This window comes from Streptomyces ossamyceticus (assembly GCF_001418475.1).
GTDB lineage: Bacteria > Actinomycetota > Actinomycetes > Streptomycetales > Streptomycetaceae > Streptomyces > Streptomyces ossamyceticus.
On record NZ_LIQX01000286.1, the window covers coordinates 1 to 25,289 of the forward strand.

Genomic DNA, 25,289 nt, shown 5'->3' on the forward strand with positions numbered 1-25,289 from the left:
CCAAGGCCCCGGCCCCCGACACCGCCCGCTTCTCCCTCGCAGAGACCCCCCACGAACGCGACGAGCGCTACGCCACGTACGTCCTCGGCCTCACCACCGCAGTGGTCACGGTCATCGCCGGCACGGCCGTCGTGCTCCGCGATCTACGCCGCCGCAGGCACCGGGGGACCGACGCGTGAGCCGATCCGCCGGGCCCGACGCGCATCGAGCACCGGGCCCGGTGGACCCCGGAGGCAGGAGAGGCCTCGACCCCTTAACCCCTTGCCTCACCGAGGTGGTCGAGCCCGCCGTTGTGAGGGGTCGGCTCCAGGTCGAACTCCCCGTCCCGCGCACCGAGCACGAAGGCACGCCACTCGGCTTCGGTGTACCGCAGGACGGTGTCCGGGTCGAGGGAGGACCTCATGGCCACGGCCCCCCCGGGCAGGTAGGCGATCTCCACCCGCTCGTCGTGCTCCTCGGTGCCGGGCGCGCTGTGCCACTCCACGCCCGAGATGTCGAGCGCGTACAACTCGTCCTTCTCGCGCTCCTTGCGTTCCCTGAGTGCCTTCTCGGCGTCCTTGTCCAGCCCAGCGGCCATGACAGCGCGGTCCCTTCCCGACGTACGAACCAACTACGGACTCACAGTACTTGCGCGGTGACACATCTGTGACCGACAGACGGAACAGGAACGCGTCACACTCCGCAATTCGCACCTCCATCCTCGCCTGAACTGGCCTGTCGCGACTTTGCAGTTGGAAGCATCACGTCAAGTGACTAAAGTGGCATGCGGTATCACATGCGAAATCACGTGGGTGGTACGGCACGGGGGCGGTGTAACGCTGTGGCCGCGCGTCGCGTGGCGTTCGCGGTGATTCTTGCCCGCCTGGACCATCTGGGCGTCCGGCCTCGATGGACGCGTCGCGGCGGCGATGCCGCCGTCACTTCAAGAGGAGGGTGGAGAACCTGTGAGTGACATCTCGGCGGACCAGAAACGCGAGAACGACCAACTCATCGCGCTCGCCAACAAGATCCAGAACTTCCACGTCGAGGTGAGCCGTCGTGTGACCTCGCTCAACACCGTCGTGGACATGATTCAGGGCGGCTGGCAGGGCGCGGCGAGCCAGGAGTACGACAGGGTGCAGCGCGAGGTGAACGTCCACCTCAAGAAGCTCCAGGACAACCTCGTCGACCTGGAAGAGGTCATGCGCATGGCCGTCAACGGGTTCGAGGAGCACGAGCAGGAGCGCATCGCGGAAATCCGGAAGGTGGACAACTCCGCGGAGTCCCAGACCCAGGCCGACGCCAGCATGCACGGGCAGACCTACACCACCCGCAACAGCATCACCAGCCTCGCCTGAGCCACGGAGGAGACCCACGATGAGCACCGGATTCGACCGCACAGCGATCAGCTACGCCACGGTCACCCAGGCGGCGAGCGACGTCCGTAAGACCGCCACGGACCTCACGCAGGAACTCGAAGTCCTCATGCAGGAGGTCAAGCGCGTCGCCGAGACCTGGGAGGGTGAGGCGAAGACGGCGTACGGAGACATCCAGCGCAAGAACACCACCGAGATGCAGGCCATGGCCCAGCAGCTCAACGTCATCGCCAGCCTCCTGGACAGGTCGGTCATCGGCTACCAGGGCACGGACCTGGACGGCGCGAAGCGCATCCGCATGCTGATGGGCTGACCCAGCCAGACCAAGGGGGAGGCGACGCAGACGGCCGCCTCCCCCTTTCGCGCATCTGGTACAAACTTCATCAGGAGCGCCTGATTGCGCCGCAGCTAAAGTCAATCTGCAAGGGCGATTCGCTCGCGGGTGCAGTCGTCGCGGCGCTGTTCCTGACCGCGTGCGGCGTTGATGGCCACGACATCACACCTGACCCCAGTCTCACAGCGAAGAACGCGTGTGAGGGCCTGCCGCCAGCGGCGGCATCAGCTCTGGAAGGCATCACGGGGCAGCCGCATACAAATCCCATTGGAACCCTTAGATCAGCGTGCTCTTCGAGGAGCCGCCGACACTTCCGCCACGCGATGAGGGTCTGCTGACAAGGCTCCGGCGTAGTTGGGAGACATACGGTTCGTGATGATCTGTCAGCTCAGATGGCGTGATGCGCAGTCTCCGATAAAGGCTGACCGCAGGCAGTGGGCCCTGGTCGTCCACCGCCCGCCTACGCATGGCGCGTCGCCGCCAGTCCTTGGTCTGTGTGACCGGATGCGACGTGTTCCGGCCGTGGTCGGCCCTGGGGTCGGGCGTCCGTCCGGTCGCCGCTCGACCGGCCCCTTCGCCCAACCTGGCCGGGGCGAGGTCACTGCTGGCGGTCGGCGAGTGGATCGCCAACGCCCCGCCACAGGTGCTGCAAGCTGTCGGCACGCGTCCCGATCCGCTGCTTCCAAGCGGCTGCTGCCTGCGGAATCGACGGTCCGCCGACTGCTGACGTACCTGCGCCCGCCGGCATGGGCCGATCGAGGCACTCAACCGCATCGCGGCTGTGCTGGGCATGCCGACCCTTGTCGACCTCGGCTACGAGAACGTCGGCGACGGCTTCCGCCACCCGGCCAAGAAACCGGCCGGAGGCGACTGACCGGGGCCCAGCGGACCTACAGCAAGGTCATTTGCAGCATCCACGGCGATCCACCCGATGGATCACCCTCAAATCGTTATGAGTTGGGCGAGGTAGAGGAAATTGGCGTGTTGACCGACCAGAATTCTGAAATCTCGCTGGGAAGTGGGGGCTTGCTTCCGTCATAGTCGGGAACACCGGACACTGGTCGCGGCGATGCTACCGAAGATTTCTTGACGCACGGGGTTGTGACCTCAAAGTGGGCCTGCCCTTGATATCCAAAGGACAATTGAATCTGGAACTTATCTGGCGTCAGGAAGAAAGTTGCCGGATTTGTGGTGCTCTTGTTCGCGGCGCGGTGAATGAATCCTTGTTTTTCCCAGTGCCGTTCCACAACGCCCAAAAAGGCACCCCTTCGCTCTGGGGAGATAATCGTTGTTACGGACACTCTCCGAGATACAGAGCAAGTCAAGTCCGTGAAGATCCCGTGCTCCCACTGCACTTGAGGTTTGATCGATTTTAGAGTCGCAGTTAGTAGCCTGTCGGCTTGTTCTGCTGCTTCTTGCATCGTCATCTCGGACACGTTTTCGCTTTCGTTACCTTTTTCGCTTAGCAGGCTACATCCAGTGGCGAGTGCAACGATCATCACCGTCAATCCGAGCCGTACTTTCATCGGTGATCCTCTCGGAGGATTGCGTCCGGATTTCCGGCAACAACATTGGCGATATTGTAGGCGGATATTCCATCTTTTTCTGGATTGAAATAATTGGAGTGAGCATCGAAAGCGTGAGGGATGGGAAACGGGCCATCGTCCGTTCGCATACGAATGGCGCCGAACTCTTCACTCACAGGGTCGGTGCCAAACCAGTTGTCGTCGTCGCCAGGGTCGCCCAGGTCTGAGCCCACGGCAAGGCCCACGCCCGCACCGACTGGCCCACCGACAACGAAGCCTGCGGCTGCCCCGAGAACTCCACCAGCAACCGAACCGCCGGACGGCGCGTGTGTGACGAGGTCATTTCCAGCTGCGCCGGTGAAGACATGCTCCTTGCTGACGCCAAGGTCTTCGGCCCGGTCCACGCCCACACCCGGGCTGCCGAGCAGGATGTAGTCATCGACGTCAGGCATGCCGCCTGGTTGCTGGCTGGCGGTACCCACGGTCAGAGAGCCGTACGAGTGGCCGATGGCTGTCACGTGGGGGTCGGTATTTTCATTCGTCGCTGCGATCCCGCTCATGAAATTTTGGTACGCGGGTGCACCTCTTTCGGCGTCGCCAGTGAAGCCTACATCGGCACCCAATGGCGCGTCATACCCGAGCCAAACTATTGAAGCGCTTGAAGGATCGACTCCTTGGGCTCCGATAGCAGTGTCTCGTGCGCGCTTCATTGTGCCGTCGGCGAACTCTCCATCCAGTTTCGTACTCAAGCCGGGAACATAGGCGGAGACATTTCTCGAAGTGTCAGGGTTGCCATATGAAACAATCGCTCTGCCTTGACCCTCGTCCCCAATGCCGAGAAGATACATCGGAGGTTCGCTTCCCACCCGAAGTTGCTCTTCGATCTTACGCAGACCATCGAGCTTGGTCTGCGCATCTTCACCACCCTGTGCTTCCAGCTTTCCCATGAGTTGCGGTAGATAGGTTCGATTTGCCTCATCACGGGCTACCGCTGGAATCCCATCCAGATTGCCGATCGTTTCGGGATATATTGCCATATAGGCGATCCGGTCATCCTTGCTGAGACCGTCCCACCATTCCTTCCTTTCTGCCGCCGATTTGTCAGTGGGAATGTCGTCCTTAAAAACGTCGTCGACTGCTCCGTGAACGGCCGAGGCGTCAGAGTTGACATCTGCCCATGTCGCATCGGTGACCTCAAGGCCTTCTGCGGCCTTCAGTTTGCTGACTGCCGCAGAATACTGCTCGTCAATGGAGTTCGCTTCACTCAGCGCAGTGGCGATCCTGTTTGCGATCCCTTGAGCGAGTGTCGCGTTCGGATTCATGGTGGCTGCGGCTGCTGTGGTCCGAAGAGCCCGGGAAAAGAAATCATCGGCGCCCGACACTATGTCACCGGGTAGTTCTGTGTCGCTGGAGGTGGCGGCCGGATAGCGCACCGAGCCATCATCGAACACTTCAAACTTCATACTCTCGGCCTCTGCGAGGGCGTCGAGCAGGCTGCGCTGTGGACCCGCCAGTTCTTCGGCCAGGCCATGTAGAGCAGCGCTAACCAAGCCGCATTCCGTATGGATGTACTGGTAGTTCCGCGTGAGTCGGCCCAGGCGTATGACAGCCTCGACCGCTGACAGGTTCTCTTGCGTGTCTGTCAGGGTGGCAACGATCTCGTTGTTGACTCGATCACGGGAAGCGTAGGCCTTCTCACTAATTTCAGACCATCCTCGGGCGGCCTCGACAAGCTCCGTCAGCTTGAGGTCCTTGAGTTCTTTTAGAGATAGCAAGGTTCTTAATTCCCGCCCGAAAACTGTGGTGCCGACATACGTTCACTGGCGATGGCTGACGTGAGTGTGGCCTCATTTTCTCCCTGGTCTCGAGCTACCTGACGCATTGGCGTATCAAGATTCTCACACTCGTCCCGGACTGCTTTCAAACGGCGATGCCATGAGTCACGGACGGCGTCCATGGCCAACACTGTTGCCAGTGTTTTTGTGCTTGCGGAAAAGGTGCTGCCCTCGCCGCCGAGTTGCGTCACGCCGGAAGCCGTGGTTGTGCGCAATTCAGTGAGCACCCTGGCGCCCTTTAGCCACGGGAAGTCGATAAAGATCATGCGTCCACCTGCATCCCCTGGACCCGGGTCGGCGGTCGCTGACGCACTGCTGTTGGTCGTGGCCTGAGCACGGGCTGACGACCACTCATCTTCGAAGGACACAGAGACCCCTTTGGTGACAACAGTTGCCTTGATTGAGCCGGTTGGTTCGACGCCTGCCGGGAGAGGACGTTAGGAGAGCGGGCCGGCTCCAGGAGGTTGCTGCCCGTACGGGGCGTTCGAAGACCCTGAAGGTGGGCCGAAGGCGGGGTAAGGGGGCTGGAGAGGTTGGTTGTGCGTGGGTGGCAGTGGCAGTGGCAGTGGCAGTGACTGAGCGGGCGGGACTGTGCCGCGCCCACGACGGCCACGGGCCACGAAGAAGCCGATCGCCGCGCCGAGGACAGCCGCGGCGCCGACACCCATGGCGATCCAGAGAAGCATGTTGTTCTGATCCGATTCGGAAGTGGTGGGGGCGGATTCGCTGGTCTTGTCCTGCTTATCGCCGACAGCATCACCGCCGGCCTTCGAAGCTTCGGGAGAAGGCAACGGAGCGGCTGACTTTTCGGCGGCGGCGAGATCCGGCAGCGGCCACTCATCGGCGGGCCCGGGGTCACCAGGGTTCTGCAGCGCGATGCGTGGACGGACAATGCCGTAACCGATGGCGTTGTTCCAGGTCCACTTCTTCTCGTTGCCCTTCATCGTGTTGATCAGGACACGCAGAACCTGGTTGTTTGTCCAGGTGGGGTGCTTTGACCAGATGAGGGCGGCGGAGGCGGAGGCGATCGCGGTGGCACCGCTGGTGCCGTTGCCGGTGCACACTTGCGTTCCACCACTGCATGCGGAGACCATTTTCTCGCCAGGCGCCGCAAGATCGATTTGCGGCCCCCATTGGGAGAACTCGCTTCGCTCGATGCTCTCGTCGATTGCGGCGACGGCCACAACCCCGGGCGTCGCTGCCGGGTACTCCAAGAAGTTGGACTTGTCGCCGCGGTTACCGGCCGCAGCGAATATCAGCTTTCCTTTCTTCAAGGCGTATCGCACGGCGGAGGCGAGTTCAGCAGTGCTGACGTTCTGCGTGCCTGAGTCATTGGCCCGCCCCATCGAGATATTGATGATCTGGGCTTTTGAGTCGGCTGCGTACCGAATCGACTCTGTCAGCTTTCTGGAATACTCAGCTCCGAGATCGACCTTCCCGTAATCTTCGGTGCTGTAGCGCATGCGAATAGGAAGGATTTTAGATCCTGGCGCCAGTCCATAGGAGCCGTTTAGTGTTCCTCGCGCGCCAGTTGCTGCAATGAGCGCAGCGATACCTGTTCCATGGTTGGCGATATCGGCGTGCTCGTCACCTGACTGCTTGGAGTAGTCTTTGCCGTCGAGGACTTGCCCCTTGAGGTCGGCCAGCGAGTCATCGACTCCGGAGTCGATGACGGCGACTGTGATGCCACGACCTGTGCTGACTTTCCACATCTCTTCGGCGTGCATGGCATCCAGGTGCCATTGTTTGGCCCGAACCGACTCGGCATGGGCTGGAGTCGAGGAAATTCCTACCAGCAGTAGGCCGAGAGAAACCGACACCGCTGATACGGGCCGCCGTGTTCGCATACTGCTGGATCCCATGTGCTTTCCTGTGTCCTTGGCGGGTCTGGGAAGTCAGTCCACTACTGGCGGCAGCGTGCGACGGTGGTTCTGCCATGTCTGCTCGTCCTCGCAGAGATAACCGGGGCGTTCCACGTCCTGATGGTTCCGCTGCGTGGACGATGCGTTGGCGGAGTTGCGCGTTAGGCCAGCGCCAGGCTGCGGCGATGTCCGCGCGTCGTCGGGCGTGTTGCCCGGACGGAGCAGCCCAGCACCTCCAGGTGTGAAGGGGCGGCTCGTCGCGCGGCTGGGTTGGCCAGGGCGACCTATGACGCCGCCGGTCTCCGATGCCATAGGTCGGCCTCCGACCGCGCTGCGTTGGCTGGCGTTTGCACCTGTGCTGCCCGGTATCCCCGGGGTGACGCCGCGCCCCATGGGCATCCGCCCTTGGGCGCTCTCTCCGCCGATGACGGTGCCCCGCGGGATGCCACCCACTCGGCCGGATGTGGGAGTGACGGGGCGCCCTCCCACGATTCCGCCCTCATGCGGAATGCGGGCCACCCCGCCGTTTACCGTGCCCTGTCCTGGGAGCAGCGCGGGACGTGAAGTTGAGGGAAGCCGTCCAGTAGCGGTCTGTCCCAGTCCGTTGCCACGACCGTTGAACGACGGCGGAACTCCCCCTGGCTGTACCTGGAGTGAGACTTCGGGTCGGGGCGTGGCTCCGTTGGAAACAGGTGTAGTCGGACCGTTGTGCAAACTCTCGGGCAGCGTGGCCAAACCGTCGATTCCCATCGAGACGGGTTGGGGCTGGCTGACGTGATCATTGCCTTGCCTCGGGCCGACTTGACGAGGATCTGTGGGGGAGCCGCTACTGCTGTAGCTGCGTCCCTCGGTGTGAGGAGAAGTGGTGGTTCTCGATGCTGAGGTGCCAGACGGGGTGACGGCGATGTACTCGGTGGGCTGCTGCCACTCGGCATGGCCCAATCGATCCGCCGGCGGCGAAAACGTAGGCGGCGTAACAGAATTAACCTGCGCCGCGGACTGCTGATAAGCCTGCGCCAGCTTCCGCATCTGCTGCACGGCCTCGTAACGAGCCGCGTCGATCCGCCCCTGGGCCGCCGTCGCGTCGGACTGGGCGGTCTGGGCCAGTTGCCGGGAGTCGGGGTCGTTGCGGGCCCCCGGCTCCTTCGTGGCGGCGAGGGACTTCTTTGCGGTGCGGAGTTCCGCCTGTGCGGCCGTGGTCTCGGAGGTGTCCGGCATGACCGCCTTCGCCTCCGCGATCGCCCGGGAGACGATGCCCATCCACCGGGACGCCACCTCGGCGTACTCCCCGAGGTGGAGCGTGGCGCTCGCGGTCTGCCCGCCCCACTCGCGGAACGTGTCGCCGGCCTCGCCCTGCCACTCCAGACCCTTGACGTATGTCATGAGATCGTCGCCGATCTTGGTGATCGTCGAGGCCGCCTTGGAGAGCTTCGCCGCGAGGTCGTAGGCGCCCTCAGAGTTGGCCGAGTCGAGCATCGCAGCGAGCTGCGCGTGGGTCATGGACTCGAAGTCGGTGTGCTGGGGCGTGGGCTGCTTCCGCTCGGGCTGCTCGCTCATTACAGGCCCTTCTCCCCTTCGCTGACCTCCGCTGCTTCCGCAGCCGGCTCTCCCTGCCGCGAGGCCTGCTGATTGCCCTGCTGAGTGCTTTGCTCCTCCGCCTTCGACCGGGCATACGGATCACGGTCGACGTCGTAGTACTTGTCGACCTCCGCGTTGACCTCCCGCATCCGCGCCTTGATGTCCTCGTCCAGGCTCTCGAAGCCCACCCGTGACGCGTGCACGGCCAGCCCTACCCCCTCGATCTGCGCGCTGAGCGCCTTGGAGAGGTTCTCCAACTCGTCGTGGACGATGGCGTACGACTCGTAGAGGAACTGTGCTTCCTTGAAGTCGGCGGAACCCAACTGGGCCCGGGTGAGGCGGTCCTGGCCGACCTTGTCGGGAGCCGCCTCGGACTTGTCCAGCTCGATCAGCAGGTTGTCGACACGCTTCTTGAACTGCTTCATGGCGTCGTGCTGGATGTCCAGCGCCATCTGCGGGTTCACGGCGTACAAGCTGTCGAAAGACTTGTCGGTGTCCGGAGCACCCCCGCCCCCGCCCATGCCCCCGTCCGAACTCACTTCAGCAGCCTCCCCGTGCTCCCCGTTCGCCTCGTTCACCCAAGTCAACCGAGGCTTCACTCAACAGTGTTGGTCGCTCTTCACCACTCTAATGGCGTTGCGGAAGCAAGCCCACCTGGATAAGAGGGGCTCCGCGCTTCCGTGACACGAAAGTGCCCCGCCCCGGAGGCATGGGCCGCGCCCGCACGTTGCCGAGGATGTCGCCCTCCATCGGGTCGCCGGACAGGACGAGCCCCTGGGCGCCGAGCTCCTTCACCCGCTGCATGAACGACTCGTACATGGAGCGCGAGGCCCCCGCCGCGTTGCGGGCGATGATGAACTTGACGCCCACGTCACGCGCGAAGGGCAGATGCTCGACGAGGACCGACAGCGGGTTCCCGGAGTTGGTGGCGACCAGCTCGTAGTCGTCGACGATGACGAACAGCTGCGGTCCGTTCCACCAGCTGCGGTCACGCAGCTGCTGCGGTGTGATGTCTGGCTTCGGCGCGCGCATCTCCATGAACTGCCGGATGGCGTCCATGTGGACGTTCATCGCGGACGCCATCGGCGCGTACTCCAGCAAATGCTCCTCGGAGACCGCCTCCAGCATCGTCCTGCGGTAGTCGCCGACGACGATCCGGGCCTCCGAGGGCGTGTAGCGCTCGGCGACCTGCTTCGCGATCAGACGCAGCAGGTTCGTTTTGCCCGACTCGCTCTCCCCGAAGACCAGGAAGAAGGGGTCCGTGTCGAAGTCGACGAAGACCGGTTCGAGGTTCGCCTCGTCGATGCCGATCGCGATGCCGTGCTGCGGGAACTCGAAGCCCTTGGGCAACTGGTCGGCCGGCAGCCTGCGGGGCAGCAGGCGGACCGTCGGCGCCGCAGGCCTCTGCCAGTTGCCCTTGACCGCCTGCACCAGCTGAGCCGTGGCGTCCGACAGGCCGTCCGCGTCCGACGAGGAGTCGATGCGCGGCAGCGCCGTCATGAAGTGCAGCTTCTCCGGCACCTGGCCACGGCCCGGCACACCCGGAGGTACGTTCGCCGCGACCCTGCGGTCGAACTCGGAGTCCATGACGTCACCCAGGCGCAGCTCCAGTCGGCCGAGGATCTGGTCCTTGAGCGCGGACCGCACCTCCATATAGCGCGAGGCGGAGAGGACGACGTGGATGCCGTAGCCGAGGCCGCGGCCCGCGATGTCGTGCACGATGCCTTCGAGGCCCTCGTAGTCGCCCTTGAAGTTGCCCCAGCCGTCGATGACCAGGAAGACGTCTCCCCAGGCCTCGCCGGGCAGCTCACCGGCCGCGCGCCGACGCCGGTAGGTGCCGATGGAGTCGATGCCGCCTGCGCGGAAGAACTGCTCGCGACGGTTGAGAATGCCCGCGACCTCCGCGACCGTACGCCGGACCCGTTCGGGATCCAGCCGGGAGGCGACCCCGCCGACGTGCGGCAGGTCCGCCAGGGACGACAGGCCGCCACCGCCGAAGTCGAGGCAGTAGAACTGCACCTCGTGCGGCGTGTGGGTCACGGCGAAGGAGCCGATCAACGTGCGCAGCAGAGTGGACTTGCCGGACTGCGGGCCGCCGACGACCATCATGTGGCCGGCCGCGCCGGAGAAGTCCCGGTAGAGCACCTCGCGCTTCTGCTCGAACGGCTTGTCGATCAGGCCGAGGGGGACCGTCAGCCCGCCCAGCCGGGCGTACTCAGCGGCCTGCAGACCCCGATCGGCCGTCGAGTCCAGCGGCGGCAGCAACTGGTCCAGCGTCGGAGCCTGGTCCAGCGGCGGCAGCCACACCTGGTGGGCGGGCACCCCTTGGCCCTCCAGCCGCTGCACGATGACGTCGAGGACGGTGTCCGCCAGGGCGTCGTCCTCCTGGCGCGCCGGGGTCGGGGGCTGCGCCGCCGGGTCCGGAGCCGCGTACGTCACCGGAACCTGCGCGGCCGTGAACAGCGCGGGACGACGCTCGATCGGCGTCCGGTCCCCGGAGGCCACGGGACCACCGGAGCGGTACGCACCCGACACGTACGCCGCCTTGAAGCGGGTCATCTCGTCCGTGCCGAACTTCAGATACCCGGAACCGGGAACGGACGGCAGGTGGTAGGCGTCCGGAACACCCAGCGCCGCGCGCGACTCCGCCGCGGAGAACGTCCGCAGACCGATCCGGTACGACAGATACGTGTCCAGACCGCGCAGACGCCCCTCCTCCAGGCGCTGCGAGGCCAGCAGCAGATGCACACCCAGGGAGCGGCCGATGCGGCCGATCTGGATGAACATGTCGATGAAGTCGGGCTTGGCCGTGAGCAGTTCGCTGAACTCGTCGATCACGAGGACGAGCGAGGCCAGCGGCTCCAGCGGAGCACCCGCGGCCCGTGCCTTCTCGTAGTCGTGGATGTTGGCGTAGTTGCCCGCCGAGCGCAGCAGCTCCTGGCGCCGCTGGAGTTCACCGCGGATCGCGTCGCCCATGCGGTCGACGAGGGTCAGGTCGTCGGAGAGGTTGGTGATGACGGCGGCGACGTGCGGCATCTGCGACATGCCGGCGAAGGTGGCACCGCCCTTGAAGTCCGCGAGGACGAAGTTCAGCGTCTCGGAGGAGTGCGTGACGGCGAGGCCGAGGACCAGCGTGCGCAGCAGCTCCGACTTGCCGGAGCCGGTCGCGCCCACACACAGACCGTGCGGACCCATACCGTCCTGCGCGGCCTCCTTGAGGTCCAGCATCACGGGCCGGCCGTCCTCGCCGACACCGATGGGCACCCGCAGGCGCTCCGGTGTCGACCGTGGCCGCCAGGTGCGGGTGACATCGACGGAGGCGGCGTCACCGAGGCCCAGCAGATCGGTGAAGTCCAGGTTGGCGAGCAGCGGCTCGTCGTCGTTCCCGCCACCCATCTGCAGGGGGGCCAGCTGCCGGGCGAGCGCCTCGGCGGCGGGCAGGGACAGCCCGTCGGGAGTGCCTTCATAGGCGACCTCGGCACCCGTGTCCAGCCACAGTCGGTCCGGTTGTACGACGATGGAGAGACCGCCCCGGGGCTGGTCGAGCTCGCCGGGAACCACCTCGATGATCGTCACGCCCTGCAGGCCCTCGGCGGCGGCGAAAGCTGAGGTCGAGGGCACGATCCCGCCGTCGAGGACGACGACGATGTGCGGCTGGTCCAGGACCGGCTGGCCGTCCCGGCTGAACCGCGGGCGGCCTTCGAGGCGGGCCGCGAGAAGCTGTTCCAGCTCACCGAGGTCGTCACCGAACAGCCGCCGGGTGCCTGCGCCGTCGAACTGCCCGGCCAACTGGCTGTGCGGCAGCCACTTGGTCCAGTCCCAGCGGCCGACCGCGCTCGGCGCGGCGACCACGGCCAGCAGCAGATCGTCGGGGGAGTGCAGGGTGGTGAGCTGGGCGACCAGCGCGCGCGCCGCGGCCTGGGCGCGCTCCGGCTCCCCGGACACCGTCACGTGGTAGAAGGCCCGCATCGACACCGCGACCGGCAACCCGTCCAACTGGCCGTGCACGGCGAGGAACCGCTGCATGGCGCCCGCGCACAGGGGTTCGAGTTCGTCCACGGGCGCGGTCTCGGGAGCCACCAGGGGAGAGGCCAACTGCTGCGGTCCCAGACCGATCCGCGCCTGCCCGAAGTCCGCGTCCCCGACCCGGCGCTCCCACACCCGGCTGCCCTCGGCGACCACCGACCACAACTGCTCCGGAGAAGGGTGCAGATACAGCTGGGCGTCACGCTGCTTCAAGCCGGTCCTGCGCACCGTACGCCGGGTCTGCGCGAGATACTTGAGATAGTCCCGACGGACATCGGCCATTTGCCCCTGCGTACCGCGACGGTGCCGGACGATCTGTGCGATCACCATCGCGGCCGTCGACACGAGCATCACCACACCCATGATCCGCATGAACGGATGGGCGTTGGGGGAGGCGAAGTAGAACACCACCGACGAGCCCATGCCGAGCGTCGGCAGGATCTGCATCAGCATGCCCTCCTGCTGACCCCGCGGCAGCTCCGGAGGAGCCTCCAGGCGCAGCTCGTCGGAGGGCACTTCGGGCGGCAGGGTACGCGGTGGGCGCTTGATGACGATCTGGCTCACCGGTGCGTCAATCCCCCTATGCGGCCGAGCAGTTTCCTACCGGCACCCCCGTGGTGACGGTCGCCCTCCGCTAGGCGGGGATCCTACTTGTCACCACTGACGGCACCTACCGGTAGGGTGACGCCCGCAGCGTACGCATCCGCGAAGCAGGGGGTCAGTAAAGGTGAGTACGACCGCGACGACCGGGTTCTGCCGAGTCACTGTCGTGGCACCCGACAGCCGCATCGACGTTGCCCTCCCGGTAGACATCACCATCGCGGACATCTATCCGGAGATCCTGCGCCTGACGCGCCAGACCCAGGCCGTGGGCACCCCGACGGGCTACCACCTGGTGCGCCGCGACGGCACCGCCCTCGACGGCGCACGCTCGCTCGCCGACGAACGCGTGCTCGACGGTGAGGTGTTGAGCCTGCGCCCCTTCGCCGAGTCGCTGCCCCCGGCCGTCCACGACGACGTTGCCGACGCAGTCGCCTCCGCGGTGGTCCGCGACCGCCACCTGTGGAGCGACGACTTGCTGCGCGTGGCCGGACTGATCGGCGCCGCCCTGCTCCTGCTGCTCGTCGCCTTCGTGCTCTGGTACGCCGACCCGGTCCGCCACGACATGAACGGCCTGCCCGGGATCCTCGCGGGCGGCCTCGGTGTACTCCTGACCGCGTACGCGGCCGTGCGTGCCCGTGTGTACGCGGACCGCGTGGCCGCGGTGGCCATCGGACTGGCCTCCCAGCCCCTGCTCTTCCTCGCGGGCTCGGGAATCATCGACCCGACGGCCGGACAGGGGCCGGGCAAGCTGCAGTTCATGCTGGGCTGCGTGGCGGTGCTGGTCGCCTCCGTCGCCCTCGTTGCGCTCACCCCCAGTGGGGACGCGGCTTTCGTGGCCACCACCTTCGCGGCGGCGGTCGGTGCCGTGGCCACGTTCGTGGCGATCCTCGCCGACGCCTCCGCGACCGACATCGCCGCGGTGTGCGCCCCGGTCGCCATCGGCCTGGTCGCCTTCCTCCCCGGCCTGTCGGCCCGCTTCGCCCGGCTGCCGATCGGCTACGCCTCCCCGCGCTCCGCCGCCTACGAGGACTTCGACCTCGACCCCGCCCAGAGCCCGGACGCCGAGCCCCTGGACGCCGAGCGGATCGCCGCCCAGGCCCGGCGCGGCCACGAGATGCTGCTGGGCCTCGTCGGCGGCACCTCCGCCGTGGTGGTCGCCTCCACCGCCGTCCTCGGCTTCTCGGACGACCTGTGGGGCCAGCTGCTCGGCCTCGCCGCCGGGCTCGCCATGCTGATCCGCGCACGTCTGTTCCGCTACACCTCGCAGGTGGTCTGCGCCCTCGTCGCCGGTGTCGCGGCCCCCGCCCTCCTGCTGGTCGGCCTCGCGCTCAACCCGCCGGCCGGGGCCCTGACGGAGTTCACGCTCCACGCCGACCGGGGCGCCCTGGACCTGCGCACCATCTGGCTCACGGCCGCCATCACCGCCGGAGCCGCGCTGCTCACCGCGATCGGCCTGATCATCCCTCAGAAGGGCCTCTCTCCCTTCTGGGGCCGCCTCCTCGACATCGCCGAGGCGTTCGTGCTGCTCACCCTGATCCCGCTGTGTCTGGCGGTGCTGGGCGTCCTCACCCAGGTCCGGTCACTGACCGGCTGAGGGGCGCCCCGACGGCCGATCCGGTGCCCACGGTGGCGAGCGGCGGCGCGTCCCACCAGCCTGGTACCCTGACTCCGGTCGTCCGTGTTCGCACCCGCGCTCCCTCCAGGGACCCCGCGAGGCAGCGCCGACGGATCCCGCCACCCGAGTCACAGAAGTCCCCCTGAGATGAAGACCAGGGGCGCTCGGTGGCATCGAAGAGACTCAGAAGGAGTATCGCGTGTCGCTCGACGCCGCTACGAAGAAGCAGATCATCGCCGAGTTCGGTACCAAGGAGGGCGACACCGGCTCCCCCGAGGTGCAGGTCGCGATGCTCTCGCGCCGTATCTCGGACCTGACCGAGCACCTCAAGACCCACAAGCACGACCACCACTCCCGTCGTGGTCTGCTCATCCTGGTCGGTCAGCGCCGCCGTCTGCTGCAGTACCTGGCCAAGAAGGACATCCAGCGCTTCCGTACGCTGGTCGACCGCCTCGGCATCCGCCGCGGTGCGGCCGGCGCCAAGTAGGACGCCGTGAAGGGAGCGGTTCCCGAAACGATCGGGGGCCGCTCCCTTTGCCGTACATACGGACCTTGTCGTACGTGCGGAAACGTGCGGAGTGTCACCGCCCCTTTGTAGTGTGGTAGCACAACGCCATATGTACGACACAGCGTGAGGACACCCGGGACGGGTGACCGCACGCGCCCGAACGAGGAGAAGCGCACCACGCCGCCGCCGGTCCTCGGTAGTGGCCCCCGGGGCAGCGAACCCCGGGTGCTTCGATCGAAGACCGGCCCGCACCGCACGGAGCGCTTCTCCACCACCGTCCCCCTGTCACACGGACAGCGCGGGACAAAAGACGACAAAGTAACGGAGAGATCGCTAGTGGAGAACGAGACCCACTACGCCGAGGCCGTCATCGACAACGGTTCCTTCGGCACCCGCACCATCCGCTTCGAGACGGGCCGCCTGGCCAAGCAGGCCGCCGGCTCCGCCGTGGCGTACCTGGACGACGACACCATGGTGCTGTCGGCCACCACCGCCTCCAAGAACCCCAAGGACCAGCTCGACTTCTTCCCCCTCACGGTGGACGTCGAGGAGCGGATGTACGCCGCCGGCAAGATCCCCGGCAGCTTCTTCCGCCGTGAGGGCCGTCCCTCCGAGGACGCCATCCTCACCTGCCGCCTCATCGACCGCCCGCTGCGCCCGTCCTTCAAGAAGGGCCTGCGCAACGAGATCCAGGTCGTCGCCACGATCATGGCGCTCAACCCCGACCACCTGTACGACGTCGTGGCGATCAACGCCGCCTCCGCGTCCACGCAGCTGGCCGGTCTGCCCTTCTCCGGCCCGATCGGCGGCGTCCGCGTCGCGCTGATCAACGGCCAGTGGGTGGCCTTCCCGACGCACTCCGAGCTCGAGGACGCCGTCTTCGACATGGTCGTCGCGGGACGCACCCTGGAGGACGGCGACGTCGCGATCATGATGGTCGAGGCCGAGGCCACCGAGAAGACCATCCAGCTGGTCAAGGGCGGCGCCGAGGCGCCGACCGAGGAGGTCGTCGCCGCCGGTCTGGACGCCGCGAAGCCCTTCATCAAGGTCCTCTGCAAGGCTCAGTCCGACCTCGCGTCGAAGGCCGCCAAGCCCACCGGCGAGTTCCCGATCTTCCTCGACTACCAGGACGACGTCCTGGAGGCCCTCACGGCCGCCGTCAAGGACGAGCTCGCCCAGGCGCTCACCATCGCCGGCAAGCAGGAGCGCGAGAGCGAGCTGGACCGCGTAAAGGCGCTCGCCGCCGAGAAGCTGCTCCCGCAGTTCGAGGGCCGCGAGAAGGAGATCTCCGCCGCGTACCGCTCGCTGACCAAGTCCCTGGTCCGTGAGCGCGTCATCAAGGAGAAGAAGCGCATCGACGGCCGTGGCGTCACGGACATCCGTACGCTCGCCGCCGAGGTCGAGGCCATCCCGCGTGTGCACGGCTCCGCCGTGTTCGAGCGTGGCGAGACCCAGATCCTGGGCGTCACCACCCTCAACATGCTCCGCATGGAGCAGCAGCTCGACACCCTGTCGCCGGTGACGCGCAAGCGCTACATGCACAACTACAACTTCCCGCCGTACTCCACCGGCGAGACGGGCCGCGTCGGCTCCCCGAAGCGCCGCGAGATCGGTCACGGCGCCCTCGCCGAGCGCGCCCTCGTCCCGGTCCTGCCGACGCGTGAGGAGTTCCCCTACGCGATCCGCCAGGTCTCCGAGGCGCTCAGCTCGAACGGCTCGACCTCCATGGGTTCGGTCTGCGCCTCCACCATGTCGCTGCTGAACGCCGGTGTGCCGCTGAAGGCCCCCGTCGCCGGTATCGCCATGGGTCTGATCTCCCAGGAGATCGACGGCGAGACGCACTACGTCACCCTCACCGACATCCTCGGTGCGGAGGACGCCTTCGGCGACATGGACTTCAAGGTCGCCGGCACCAAGGAGTTCGTCACCGCCCTCCAGCTCGACACCAAGCTGGACGGCATCCCGGCCTCCGTCCTGGCCGCCGCCCTCAAGCAGGCCCGTGACGCCCGCCTCCACATCCTCGACGTGATGATGGAAGCGATCGACACGCCGGACGAGATGTCCCCCAACGCCCCGCGGATCATCACCGTCAAGATCCCCGTGGACAAGATCGGCGAGGTCATCGGCCCCAAGGGCAAGATGATCAACCAGATCCAGGAGGACACCGGCGCCGAGATCACGATCGAGGACGACGGCACCATCTACATCGGTGCCGCCGACGGCCCGGCCGCCGAGGCCGCCCGCGCCACGATCAACGGCATCGCCAACCCGACCATGCCGGAGGTCGGCGAGCGCTACCTGGGCACCGTCGTGAAGACGACGACCTTCGGCGCGTTCGTGTCGCTGCTCCCGGGCAAGGACGGTCTGCTGCACATCTCGCAGATCCGCAAGCTCGCCGGCGGCAAGCGCGTGGAGAACGTCGAGGACGTGCTCGGCGTGGGCGCCAAGGTCCAGGTCGAGATCGCCGAGATCGACTCCCGCGGCAAGCTCTCCCTGATCCCCGTGATCGAGGGCGAAGAGGGCTCGGACGAGAAGAAGGACGACGCCGACAAGTGACGTCGCGTAGCTCCAAGGCGACGGCCCGCACCTCCACGGAGGCGCGGGCCGTCGCCCGTACCCAAACCCTGATCAAGGGCGCCGGCGGCATCGGCACGGTCCGCAGGACCACCCTCCCGGGCGGCCTGCGCATCGTCACCGAGACCCTGCCGTCGGTGCGGTCCGCCACCTTCGGCATCTGGGCCCACGTCGGATCCCGCGACGAGACGCCCGCTCTGAACGGCGCCACGCACTACCTGGAGCACCTGCTCTTCAAGGGCACGACCCGGCGCAGCGCACTCGACATATCGTCCGCGATCGACGCGGTCGGCGGCGAGATGAACGCGTTCACCGCGAAGGAGTACACGTGCTACTACGCGCGCGTGCTCGACTCCGACCTGCCCCTCGCCATCGACGTCGTCTGCGACATGCTCACCGGCTCGCTGATCCGTGAGGAGGACGTCGACGTCGAACGCGGCGCCATCCTCGAAGAGATCGCGATGACCGAGGACGACCCGGGCGACTGCGTGCACGACCTGTTCGCGCACACGATGTTCGGCGACACCCCCCTCGGCCGCCCCGTCCTCGGCACGGTCGACACGGTCAACGCCCTCACCGCCGACCGCATCCGCCGCTTCTACAAGAAGCACTACGACCCCACCCACCTCGTGGTCGCCTGCGCCGGCAACGTCGACCACAACAAGGTCGTACGACAGGTCCGCGCGGCCTTCGAGAAGGCCGGTGCCCTCACCCGGACCGACGCCACCCCGATCGCCCCGCGCGAGGGCCGGCGCAGCCTCCGCACGGCCGGCCGCGTCGAGCTGATCGGCCGCAAGACCGAGCAGGCCCATGTCGTCCTCGGCATGCCCGGCCTCGCCCGCACCGACGAGCGCCGCTGGGCCCTCGGCGTCCTCAACACCGCGCTCGGCGGCGGCATGTCCTCCCGCCTCTTCCAGGAGGTCCGGGAGAAGCGCGGCCTCGCCTACAGCGTGTACTCGTACACGTCCGGCTTCGCCGACTGCGGCCTCTTCGGCGTCTACGCCGGCTGCCGCCCCTCCCAGGTCCACGACGTGCTCAAGATCTGCCGCGACGAGCTGGACCAGGTCGCCGAGCACGGACTGCCGGACGAGGAGATCGACCGGGCCATCGGCCAGCTGAAGGGCTCCACCGTCCTCGGTCTGGAGGACACCGGCGCCCTCATGAACCGCATCGGCAAGAGCGAGCTGTGCTGGGGCGAGCAGATGTCCGTCGACGAGATGCTGACCCGGATCGCCATGGTGACACCGGACGAGGTCCGCGCCGTGGCCCGCGACGTCCTGGGGCAGCGCCCCTCCCTGTCGGTGATCGGACCGCTCAAGGACAAACAGGCGTCCCGACTCCACGACACCGTCGCCTGACCCCTCCCACAAAGGCCCAGAAGGAAGCAAGACAGATGAGCAAGCTGCGCGTGGCGGTCCTCGGTGCCCAGGGCCGTATCGGCTCCGAGGCGGTCAAGGCCGTCGAGGCCGCCGACGACATGGAACTGGTCGCCGCCCTGAGCCGGGGCGACAAGTTGGAGACCCTCACCGAGCAGGGCGCCCAGGTCGCCGTGGAACTGACCACGCCCGCCTCGGTCATGGACAACCTCGACTTCTGCGTCCGCAACGGCATCCACGCGGTCGTCGGCACCACGGGCTGGACGGACGAGCGCCTCGCGCAGCTGAAGGGCTGGCTGGACGGCTCCCCGGAGACCGGTGTGCTCATCGCGCCCAACTTCTCCATCGGGGCCGTCCTCACCATGAAGTTCGCGCAGATCGCCGCGCCCTACTTCGAGTCCGTCGAAGTCGTCGAGCTGCACCACCCGAACAAGGTCGACGCCCCCAGCGGCACCGCCACCCGCACCGCCCAACTCATCGCCGAGGCCCGCCGCGCCGCCGGCACCGCCCCGGCACCGGACGCCACGGCCACGGGCCTGGACGGCGCGCGGGGCGCCGACGTCGACGGCGTGCCCGTCCACGCCGTACGCCTGCGGGGCCTCCTCGCCCACCAGGAGGTGCTGCTCGGCGGCGAGGGCGAGACCTTGACGGTTCGTCATGACTCCCTGCACCACAGCAGCTTCATGCCGGGCATCCTGCTCGGCGCCCGCCGCGTGGTGCAGACCCCGGGCCTCACCTTCGGCCTCGAACACTTCCTCGACCTGGGCTGATCGGCCGGCACCCACCATGCGCGCGAAGATCACCTACGCCGTCACGGCAGCCGTCCTGGTCGTCTACTTCGTCCTGGTCGGCAGCCGCGGGGTCATGCTCATCGAGACCGGCACGCCGATCACGATCGCCTTCGGCGTCGCCGTCCTCGTCCTGCCCGCGATCGGCATCTGGTTCCTGTGGAAGAACACCCAGTTCGTCCGCAGGGCCAACCTGCTCGCCGCCGAACTCGACGCCGAAGGCGGCCTGCCCGTCGACGAGTTGAAGCGCACCCCGAGCGGCCGCATCGACCGCGCCTCGGCCGACGAGGTCTTCGCGCAGCGCAAGGCGGAGACCGAGGACGCCCCCGACGACTGGCGCACCTGGTTCCGCCTCGCCGTCGCCTACCACGACGCCCGCGACACCCCGCGGGCCCGCAAGGCGATGCAGCGCGCCATCGCGCTCCACGACGGCAAGCCGATCCCGGCCGCCTGACATCCCGCCGACGGATGAGGGGCCGGTCCGCACACGCGGACCGGCCCCTCACCCGTTCGGTCGACTACGCGGCGCGCCCGTACGTCGCCGCCCATGCCCCGATCGTGTCGGCCGCCCGGTCGAAGGCCTCCGTACGCGCCAGGAAGTCGGCGTTGTGGCTGGTCATCAACGGCGTCACGTACTCCTGGACCCGGTCCCTGCGCACCAGGAGCAGTGCCTGCCCCTGCACGGACCGTGGCAGCCCGAGCCACCGCACCGGCTGCTGCACCGTGCGCACCGACACGCTCGGCTCCCAGGACGCCGTACGCGTCCGGAAGAAGCCCACCTGGCGCACGCCCCGCGCACTCACCCAGATGCCGACCCGCAGCAGCCGCAGGGTGCAGGCGATGATCAGCAGCGCCGCCCCGAAGCACAGCGCGCCCGCCTGCGGCGTCTCGGCCGCCGCGATGATGACCGCCGCGACCAGCACGTACGACGCGAGCAGCAGCAGGAGCGCGGCCGCGCCGACCCGCCACGGGCCGGGACGGTAGGGCCGCCGCCAGCGGTCGCGGTCGTCGAACGGCAGCGCCTCGTCCACCGCCTGGTCGAAGGCGCGATCGGCGGTCAGGAAGGGCAGGGGCACGGCTGATCCTCACTCAATCCACGCACAGGTTGTGCCGGTTGAGGCTACCGAGCCGGACCCGGGCCCACCACTCTCGGGTGGCCGACGGGGGCCGATGGGAGCACAAGGCGGTACAACTCAGGGCATCCGCCTCCTTGTCGGTGGCGGCCCGTAGAGTGGGCGCCGCCCGAGAGCAGCAATGGGAAGGACCTTTCGAGCCGTGACCGACACCCCCGCCGACGATCTCAAGCCCAGCTTCCGCAGCGATGTCACCGTCGAGCTGGTCAAGCACAGCGCGTCCGACTCCGACGTGCTGTGGGCGGCCCGCGTCTCCACCGCCGGCGAGCAGTCGCTGGACGAGCTGAAGAAGGACCCGGAGCGCTCCAAGGGCCTCATCAACTACCTCCTGCGGGACCGGCACGGCAGCCCCTTCGAGCACAACTCGATGACCTTCTTCATCAGCGCCCCGATCTTCGTCTTCCGCGAGTTCATGCGCCACCGCGTGGGCTGGAGCTACAACGAGGAGAGCGGCCGTTACAGGGAGCTCCAGCCCGTCTTCTACGTCCCCGACGAGTCCCGCAAGCTCGTCCAGGAGGGACGCCCCGGCAAGTACGTCTTCGTCGAGGGCACCCGGGCCCAGCAGGAGCTGGTCGGCCGGATCACGGAGGACGCGTACGTCCACGCCTACGAGGCGTACCAGGAGATGCTCGGCGCAGGCGTCGCCCGCGAGGTCGCCCGTACGGTCCTCCCGGTCGGCCTGTACTCCTCGATGTACGCCACGTGCAACGCGCGCTCGCTGATGCACTTCCTCGGCCTGCGCACCCAGCACGAGCTGGCGAAGGTGCCGTCCTTCCCACAGCGGGAGATCGAGATGGTCGGCGAGAAGATGGAGGCCGCGTGGGCCGAGCTCATGCCGCTGACCTACGCCGCCTTCAACGCCAACGGTCGCGTCGCCCCCTGAGGCGCGGACACGTCGATGAGCAGATGCGTTTCGGCCAGGCACAGATGTACGGGTCAGCCGAGCGAAGTGTCCGTATTGCGGCATTTCGCGAAGTTCATCTAGCCTGATCAAACGGACCCGGCACTGCTTGAACCCCCGAGCAGGCAGTGCCGGGCTCCGCATTTGTCCTGACTTTTCCCGGCCCCCGAGGGCAGACCGTGCCCTGAGCAACGAGTAGCGTGTTACCCATGGCTCCGACCTCGACTCCGCAGACCCCCTTCGGGCGGGTCCTCACCGCCATGGTCACGCCCTTCACGGCGGACGGCGCACTCGACCTCGACGGCGCGCAGCGGCTCGCCACCCACCTGGTGGACGCAGGCAACGACGGCCTGGTGATCAACGGGACCACCGGCGAGTCCCCCACCACCAGTGACGCGGAGAAATCGGACCTGGTACGAGCCGTCCTGGAGGCCGTGGGCGACCGCGCCCACATCCTCGCCGGCGTCGGCACGAACGACACCCACCACAGCGTCGAGCTGGCCCGCACCGCCGAGCGGATCGGCGCGCACGGCCTCCTGGTCGTCACGCCGTACTACAACAAGCCCCCGCAGGAGGGCCTGTACCGCCACTTCAGGGCCATCGCGGACGCCGCCGACCTCCCGGTGATGCTCTACGACATCCCGGGCCGCAGCGGCGTGCCCATCGACACCGAGACGATCGTCCGCCTCGCCGAGCACCCGCGGATCGTCGCCAACAAGGACGCCAAGGGCGACCTCGGCCGCGCCAGCTGGGCCATCGCCCGCTCGGGCCTCGCCTGGTACTCCGGCGACGACATGCTGAACCTGCCGCTGCTCTCCGTGGGCGCGGTCGGCTTCGTCTCCGTCGTGGGCCACGTCGTCACCCCGGAGCTGCGCACCCTCGTCGAGGCGTACGCCTCCGGCGACGTCCAGAAGGCCACCGAGATCCACCAGAAGCTGCTCCCGGTCTTCACGGGCATGTTCCGCACCCAGGGCGTGATGACCACCAAGGCGGCGCTCGCCCTCCAGGGACTGCCCGCCGGACCGTTGCGCGCCCCCATGGTCGAGCTCTCGCCCGAGGAGACCGCCCAGCTCAAGATCGATCTTGCTGCCGGCGGGGTACAGCTCTAACACCAGACTTCGCGCGGCGCGACCTGGCATCGCACAGTGCGGCACCCGACTTCACAACTGAATACGCAGGACGCGAGTGCCTGCATCCCCATACACAACTGCTTATGCACGAACGTCACGCGCGCCACGTGCCACGGAGGCACGTGGCGCGCGTGGTGAGGAGAGTCTTTTGAGTCATCCGCATCCTGAACTGGGCTCGCCCCCGCCTCTGCCCGAAGGTGGCCTGCGGGTCACCCCGCTCGGCGGCCTCGGCGAGATCGGCCGGAACATGACCGTCTTCGAGTACGGCGGCCGACTGCTGATCGTCGACTGCGGAGTGCTCTTCCCCGAGGAGGAGCAGCCCGGAATCGACCTGATCCTGCCGGACTTCTCGTCCGTCCGGGACCGCCTCGACGACATCGAGGGCATCGTCCTCACGCACGGCCACGAGGACCACATCGGTGGTGTCCCGTATCTGCTGCGCGAGAAGCCCGACATCCCGCTGATCGGCTCCAAGCTGACCCTCGCCCTCATCGAGGCCAAGCTCCAGGAGCACCGCATCCGCCCGTACACCCTGGAGGTGGCGGAGGGGAACCGCGAGCGCATCGGCCCCTTCGACTGCGAGTTCGTCGCGGTCAACCACTCCATCCCCGACGCCCTGGCCGTGGCGATCCGCACGCCCGCGGGCATGGTCGTCCACACCGGCGACTTCAAGATGGACCAGCTCCCGCTGGACAACCGTCTGACGGATCTCCACGCGTTCGCCCGGCTGAGCGAGGAGGGCATCGACCTCCTTCTCTCCGACTCGACCAACGCCGAGGTCCCGGGGTTCGTTCCCCCCGAGCGCGACATCTCCAACGTCCTGCGTCAGGTCTTCGCGGGAGCCCGGAAGCGGATCATCGTGGCCAGCTTCGCCAGCCACATCCACCGCATCCAGCAGATCCTCGACGCGGCTCACGAGTACGGCCGCCGGGTCGCCTTCGTCGGCCGCTCGATGGTCCGGAACATGGGCATCGCCAGGGACCTGGGCTATCTGCGGGTTCCGCCGGGCCTGGTCGTGGACGTCAAGACCCTCGACGACCTGCCGGACCACGAGGTCGTCCTCGTCTGCACGGGCTCCCAGGGCGAGCCGATGGCGGCCCTGTCCCGCATGGCCAACCGGGACCACCAGATCCGCATCGTCCAGGGCGACACGGTGATCCTGGCCTCGTCGCTGATCCCCGGCAACGAGAACGCGGTCTACCGCGTCATCAACGGCCTGACCCGCTGGGGCGCGAACGTCGTCCACAAGGGCAACGCCAAGGTCCATGTCTCCGGACACGCCTCGGCCGGCGAGCTGCTGTACTTCTACAACATCTGCCGCCCGAAGAACCTGATGCCGGTCCACGGTGAATGGCGCCACCTTCGGGCCAACGCAGAGCTGGGTGCCTTGACCGGCGTCCCGCACGACCGCATCGTCATCGCCGAGGACGGCGTCGCCGTCGACCTCATCGAGGGCAAGGCCAGGATCTCCGGCAAGGTCCAGGCGGGTTACGTCTACGTCGACGGCCTCTCGGTCGGCGATGTCGGCGAGCCGGCCCTGAAGGACCGCAAGATCCTGGGCGACGAGGGCATCATCTCCGTCTTCGTGGTTGTGGACGCCTCCACCGGCAAGATCACCGGCGGCCCGCACATCCAGGCCCGCGGCTCCGGCATCGAGGACTCCGCCTTCGGTGACGTCGTCCCGAGGATCACCGAAGTCCTGGAGCGTTCGGCGCAGGACGGGGTCGTCGAGCCCCACCAGCTGCAGCAACTCATCCGCCGCACCCTGGGCAAGTGGGTCTCGGACACGTACCGCCGCAGGCCGATGATCCTGCCTGTGGTGGTTGAGGTCTGACCCCCCGTCAGCGCCTGACTGGGAGCGGGGCCCCTCGATTTGCATCGGGGCGCCCCGCTCCAGTACGTTTACGGCTCCGCCCAGGGGGGAACCCGACGCAACTGTGCGTCAGGAGCCACCCGGACCGGGCGGAAATTCCGACTCAGAACTTCTGATAAAGTCGGAAGCGCCGGAAAGGGAAACGCGAAAGCGAGAACCTGGAAAGCACCGAGGAAATCGGATCGGAAAACGGTCTGATAGAGTCGGAAACGCAAGACCGAAGGGAAGCGCCCGGAGGAAAGCCCGAGAGAATCGGGTGAGTACAAAGGAAG

The 25,289-nt window shown here is 67.2% G+C and carries 20 protein-coding genes and 1 pseudogene; 12 read left to right on the forward strand and 9 right to left on the reverse strand.

What is annotated here, in order from left to right; all coding sequences use genetic code 11:
- Positions 1 to 253: 253 nt before the first annotated feature.
- Positions 254 to 577, reverse strand: coding sequence for a DUF397 domain-containing protein (locus AOK15_RS21775; protein WP_055519451.1), 324 nt, complete (start codon positions 575 to 577; stop codon positions 254 to 256).
- Between the two features lie 367 nt (positions 578 to 944).
- Here AOK15_RS21775 and AOK15_RS21780 point away from each other — a divergent pair, with 367 nt between their 5' ends.
- From AOK15_RS21780 to AOK15_RS42475, 3 genes and pseudogenes are all read left to right on the forward strand, one after another.
- Positions 945 to 1,337: a WXG100 family type VII secretion target gene (locus AOK15_RS21780; RefSeq protein ID WP_240508538.1), complete on the forward strand. Its 393-nt coding sequence runs from the start codon at positions 945 to 947 to the stop codon at positions 1,335 to 1,337.
- A gap of 19 nt (positions 1,338 to 1,356) precedes the next feature.
- Positions 1,357 to 1,668: a WXG100 family type VII secretion target gene (locus AOK15_RS21785; protein WP_055519453.1), complete on the forward strand. Its 312-nt coding sequence runs from the start codon at positions 1,357 to 1,359 to the stop codon at positions 1,666 to 1,668.
- Positions 1,669 to 2,419: 751 nt separating this feature from the next.
- Positions 2,420 to 2,610, forward strand: a pseudogene (locus AOK15_RS42475) (IS5/IS1182 family transposase); the annotation flags it as partial.
- A 29-nt stretch (positions 2,611 to 2,639) separates the two neighbouring features.
- Here AOK15_RS42475 and AOK15_RS42480 read toward each other — a convergent pair.
- The 7 genes from AOK15_RS42480 to eccCa all read right to left on the reverse strand — a co-directional run bounded on the left by AOK15_RS42480 (position 2,640) and on the right by eccCa (position 13,080).
- Complete coding sequence (locus AOK15_RS42480) at positions 2,640 to 3,215, reverse strand: hypothetical protein (protein WP_240508539.1); 576 nt, start codon at positions 3,213 to 3,215, stop codon at positions 2,640 to 2,642.
- Positions 3,212 to 4,990, reverse strand: coding sequence for an alpha/beta hydrolase (locus AOK15_RS42485; RefSeq protein ID WP_079058619.1), 1,779 nt, complete (start codon positions 4,988 to 4,990; stop codon positions 3,212 to 3,214). The genes AOK15_RS42480 and AOK15_RS42485 overlap by 4 nt, the downstream gene beginning before the upstream one ends.
- A 5-nt stretch (positions 4,991 to 4,995) precedes the next feature.
- Entirely contained in the window at positions 4,996 to 5,316 is a 321-nt protein-coding gene (locus AOK15_RS45170) for a hypothetical protein (RefSeq protein WP_157870333.1), read from the reverse strand.
- A 171-nt stretch (positions 5,317 to 5,487) separates the two neighbouring features.
- The gene (gene mycP, locus AOK15_RS42490; RefSeq protein WP_107099472.1) at positions 5,488 to 6,912 is read right to left on the reverse strand and encodes a type VII secretion-associated serine protease mycosin; all 1,425 of its coding nucleotides are present in this window, start codon (positions 6,910 to 6,912) and stop codon (positions 5,488 to 5,490) included.
- 33 nt (positions 6,913 to 6,945) lie between these two features.
- Positions 6,946 to 8,469 carry a WXG100 family type VII secretion target gene (locus AOK15_RS42495; RefSeq protein ID WP_079058621.1) on the reverse strand — a complete coding sequence of 508 codons (1,524 nt, stop codon included), beginning with the start codon at positions 8,467 to 8,469 and terminating at the stop codon, positions 6,946 to 6,948.
- On the reverse strand, positions 8,469 to 9,029 hold the full coding sequence (locus tag AOK15_RS21800; protein WP_420876940.1) for a hypothetical protein: 561 nt from the start codon (positions 9,027 to 9,029) through the stop codon (positions 8,469 to 8,471). The genes AOK15_RS42495 and AOK15_RS21800 overlap by 1 nt, the downstream gene beginning before the upstream one ends.
- Before the next feature lie 88 nt (positions 9,030 to 9,117).
- Positions 9,118 to 13,080 carry a type VII secretion protein EccCa gene (gene eccCa / locus AOK15_RS21805; RefSeq protein WP_055519462.1) on the reverse strand — a complete coding sequence of 1,321 codons (3,963 nt, stop codon included), beginning with the start codon at positions 13,078 to 13,080 and terminating at the stop codon, positions 9,118 to 9,120.
- A gap of 163 nt (positions 13,081 to 13,243) precedes the next feature.
- Here eccCa and eccD point away from each other — a divergent pair, with 163 nt between their 5' ends.
- From eccD to AOK15_RS21835, 6 genes are all read left to right on the forward strand, one after another.
- Positions 13,244 to 14,713 (forward strand): type VII secretion integral membrane protein EccD, encoded by a 1,470-nt coding sequence (gene eccD, locus AOK15_RS21810; RefSeq protein WP_055519464.1) that lies wholly within the window; start codon positions 13,244 to 13,246, stop codon positions 14,711 to 14,713.
- A 220-nt stretch (positions 14,714 to 14,933) separates the two neighbouring features.
- Positions 14,934 to 15,221 carry a 30S ribosomal protein S15 gene (rpsO, locus tag AOK15_RS21815; RefSeq protein ID WP_030583699.1) on the forward strand — a complete coding sequence of 96 codons (288 nt, stop codon included), beginning with the start codon at positions 14,934 to 14,936 and terminating at the stop codon, positions 15,219 to 15,221.
- Between the two features lie 357 nt (positions 15,222 to 15,578).
- Complete coding sequence (locus tag AOK15_RS21820) at positions 15,579 to 17,798, forward strand: polyribonucleotide nucleotidyltransferase (protein ID WP_055519466.1); 2,220 nt, start codon at positions 15,579 to 15,581, stop codon at positions 17,796 to 17,798.
- On the forward strand, positions 17,795 to 19,174 hold the full coding sequence (locus tag AOK15_RS21825; protein WP_055519469.1) for a M16 family metallopeptidase: 1,380 nt from the start codon (positions 17,795 to 17,797) through the stop codon (positions 19,172 to 19,174). The genes AOK15_RS21820 and AOK15_RS21825 overlap by 4 nt, the downstream gene beginning before the upstream one ends.
- Positions 19,175 to 19,209: 35 nt before the next feature.
- Positions 19,210 to 19,962, forward strand: coding sequence for a 4-hydroxy-tetrahydrodipicolinate reductase (gene dapB, locus AOK15_RS21830; protein ID WP_055519471.1), 753 nt, complete (start codon positions 19,210 to 19,212; stop codon positions 19,960 to 19,962).
- A 16-nt stretch (positions 19,963 to 19,978) separates the two neighbouring features.
- Positions 19,979 to 20,434 carry a tetratricopeptide repeat protein gene (locus AOK15_RS21835; RefSeq protein ID WP_055519474.1) on the forward strand — a complete coding sequence of 152 codons (456 nt, stop codon included), beginning with the start codon at positions 19,979 to 19,981 and terminating at the stop codon, positions 20,432 to 20,434.
- A 64-nt stretch (positions 20,435 to 20,498) separates the two neighbouring features.
- On the opposite strand, the gene AOK15_RS21840 is transcribed toward AOK15_RS21835, so the two are convergent.
- Positions 20,499 to 21,056 carry a hypothetical protein gene (locus AOK15_RS21840; protein ID WP_055519477.1) on the reverse strand — a complete coding sequence of 186 codons (558 nt, stop codon included), beginning with the start codon at positions 21,054 to 21,056 and terminating at the stop codon, positions 20,499 to 20,501.
- Between the two features lie 199 nt (positions 21,057 to 21,255).
- On the opposite strand from AOK15_RS21840, the gene thyX reads away from it, so the two are divergent.
- The 3 genes from thyX to AOK15_RS21855 all read left to right on the forward strand — a co-directional run bounded on the left by thyX (position 21,256) and on the right by AOK15_RS21855 (position 24,978).
- A complete protein-coding gene (gene thyX, locus AOK15_RS21845; protein ID WP_055519479.1) occupies positions 21,256 to 21,996 on the forward strand; it encodes an FAD-dependent thymidylate synthase in 741 nt (246 codons plus the stop codon).
- 227 nt (positions 21,997 to 22,223) lie between these two features.
- Positions 22,224 to 23,123, forward strand: coding sequence for a 4-hydroxy-tetrahydrodipicolinate synthase (dapA, locus tag AOK15_RS21850; protein WP_055519481.1), 900 nt, complete (start codon positions 22,224 to 22,226; stop codon positions 23,121 to 23,123).
- A gap of 169 nt (positions 23,124 to 23,292) precedes the next feature.
- Complete coding sequence (locus AOK15_RS21855; protein ID WP_055519484.1) at positions 23,293 to 24,978, forward strand: ribonuclease J; 1,686 nt, start codon at positions 23,293 to 23,295, stop codon at positions 24,976 to 24,978.
- Positions 24,979 to 25,289: the final 311 nt, after the last annotated feature.

What these genes read in the sequence shown, in the direction of transcription:
- AOK15_RS21775 (WP_055519451.1), bottom strand. Translation starts at nt 577, where the DNA reads ATGGCCGCTGGGCTGGACAAGGACGCCGAGAAGGCACTCAGGGAACGC.
- AOK15_RS21785 (WP_055519453.1), top strand. Translation starts at nt 1,357, where the DNA reads ATGAGCACCGGATTCGACCGCACAGCGATCAGCTACGCCACGGTCACC.
- AOK15_RS42480 (WP_240508539.1), bottom strand. Translation starts at nt 3,215, where the DNA reads ATGAAAGTACGGCTCGGATTGACGGTGATGATCGTTGCACTCGCCACT.
- AOK15_RS45170 (WP_157870333.1), bottom strand. Translation starts at nt 5,316, where the DNA reads ATGATCTTTATCGACTTCCCGTGGCTAAAGGGCGCCAGGGTGCTCACT.
- mycP (WP_107099472.1), bottom strand. Translation starts at nt 6,912, where the DNA reads ATGGGATCCAGCAGTATGCGAACACGGCGGCCCGTATCAGCGGTGTCG.
- AOK15_RS42495 (WP_079058621.1), bottom strand. Translation starts at nt 8,469, where the DNA reads ATGAGCGAGCAGCCCGAGCGGAAGCAGCCCACGCCCCAGCACACCGAC.
- dapB (WP_055519471.1), top strand. Translation starts at nt 19,210, where the DNA reads ATGAGCAAGCTGCGCGTGGCGGTCCTCGGTGCCCAGGGCCGTATCGGC.
- AOK15_RS21835 (WP_055519474.1), top strand. Translation starts at nt 19,979, where the DNA reads ATGCGCGCGAAGATCACCTACGCCGTCACGGCAGCCGTCCTGGTCGTC.
- dapA (WP_055519481.1), top strand. Translation starts at nt 22,224, where the DNA reads ATGGCTCCGACCTCGACTCCGCAGACCCCCTTCGGGCGGGTCCTCACC.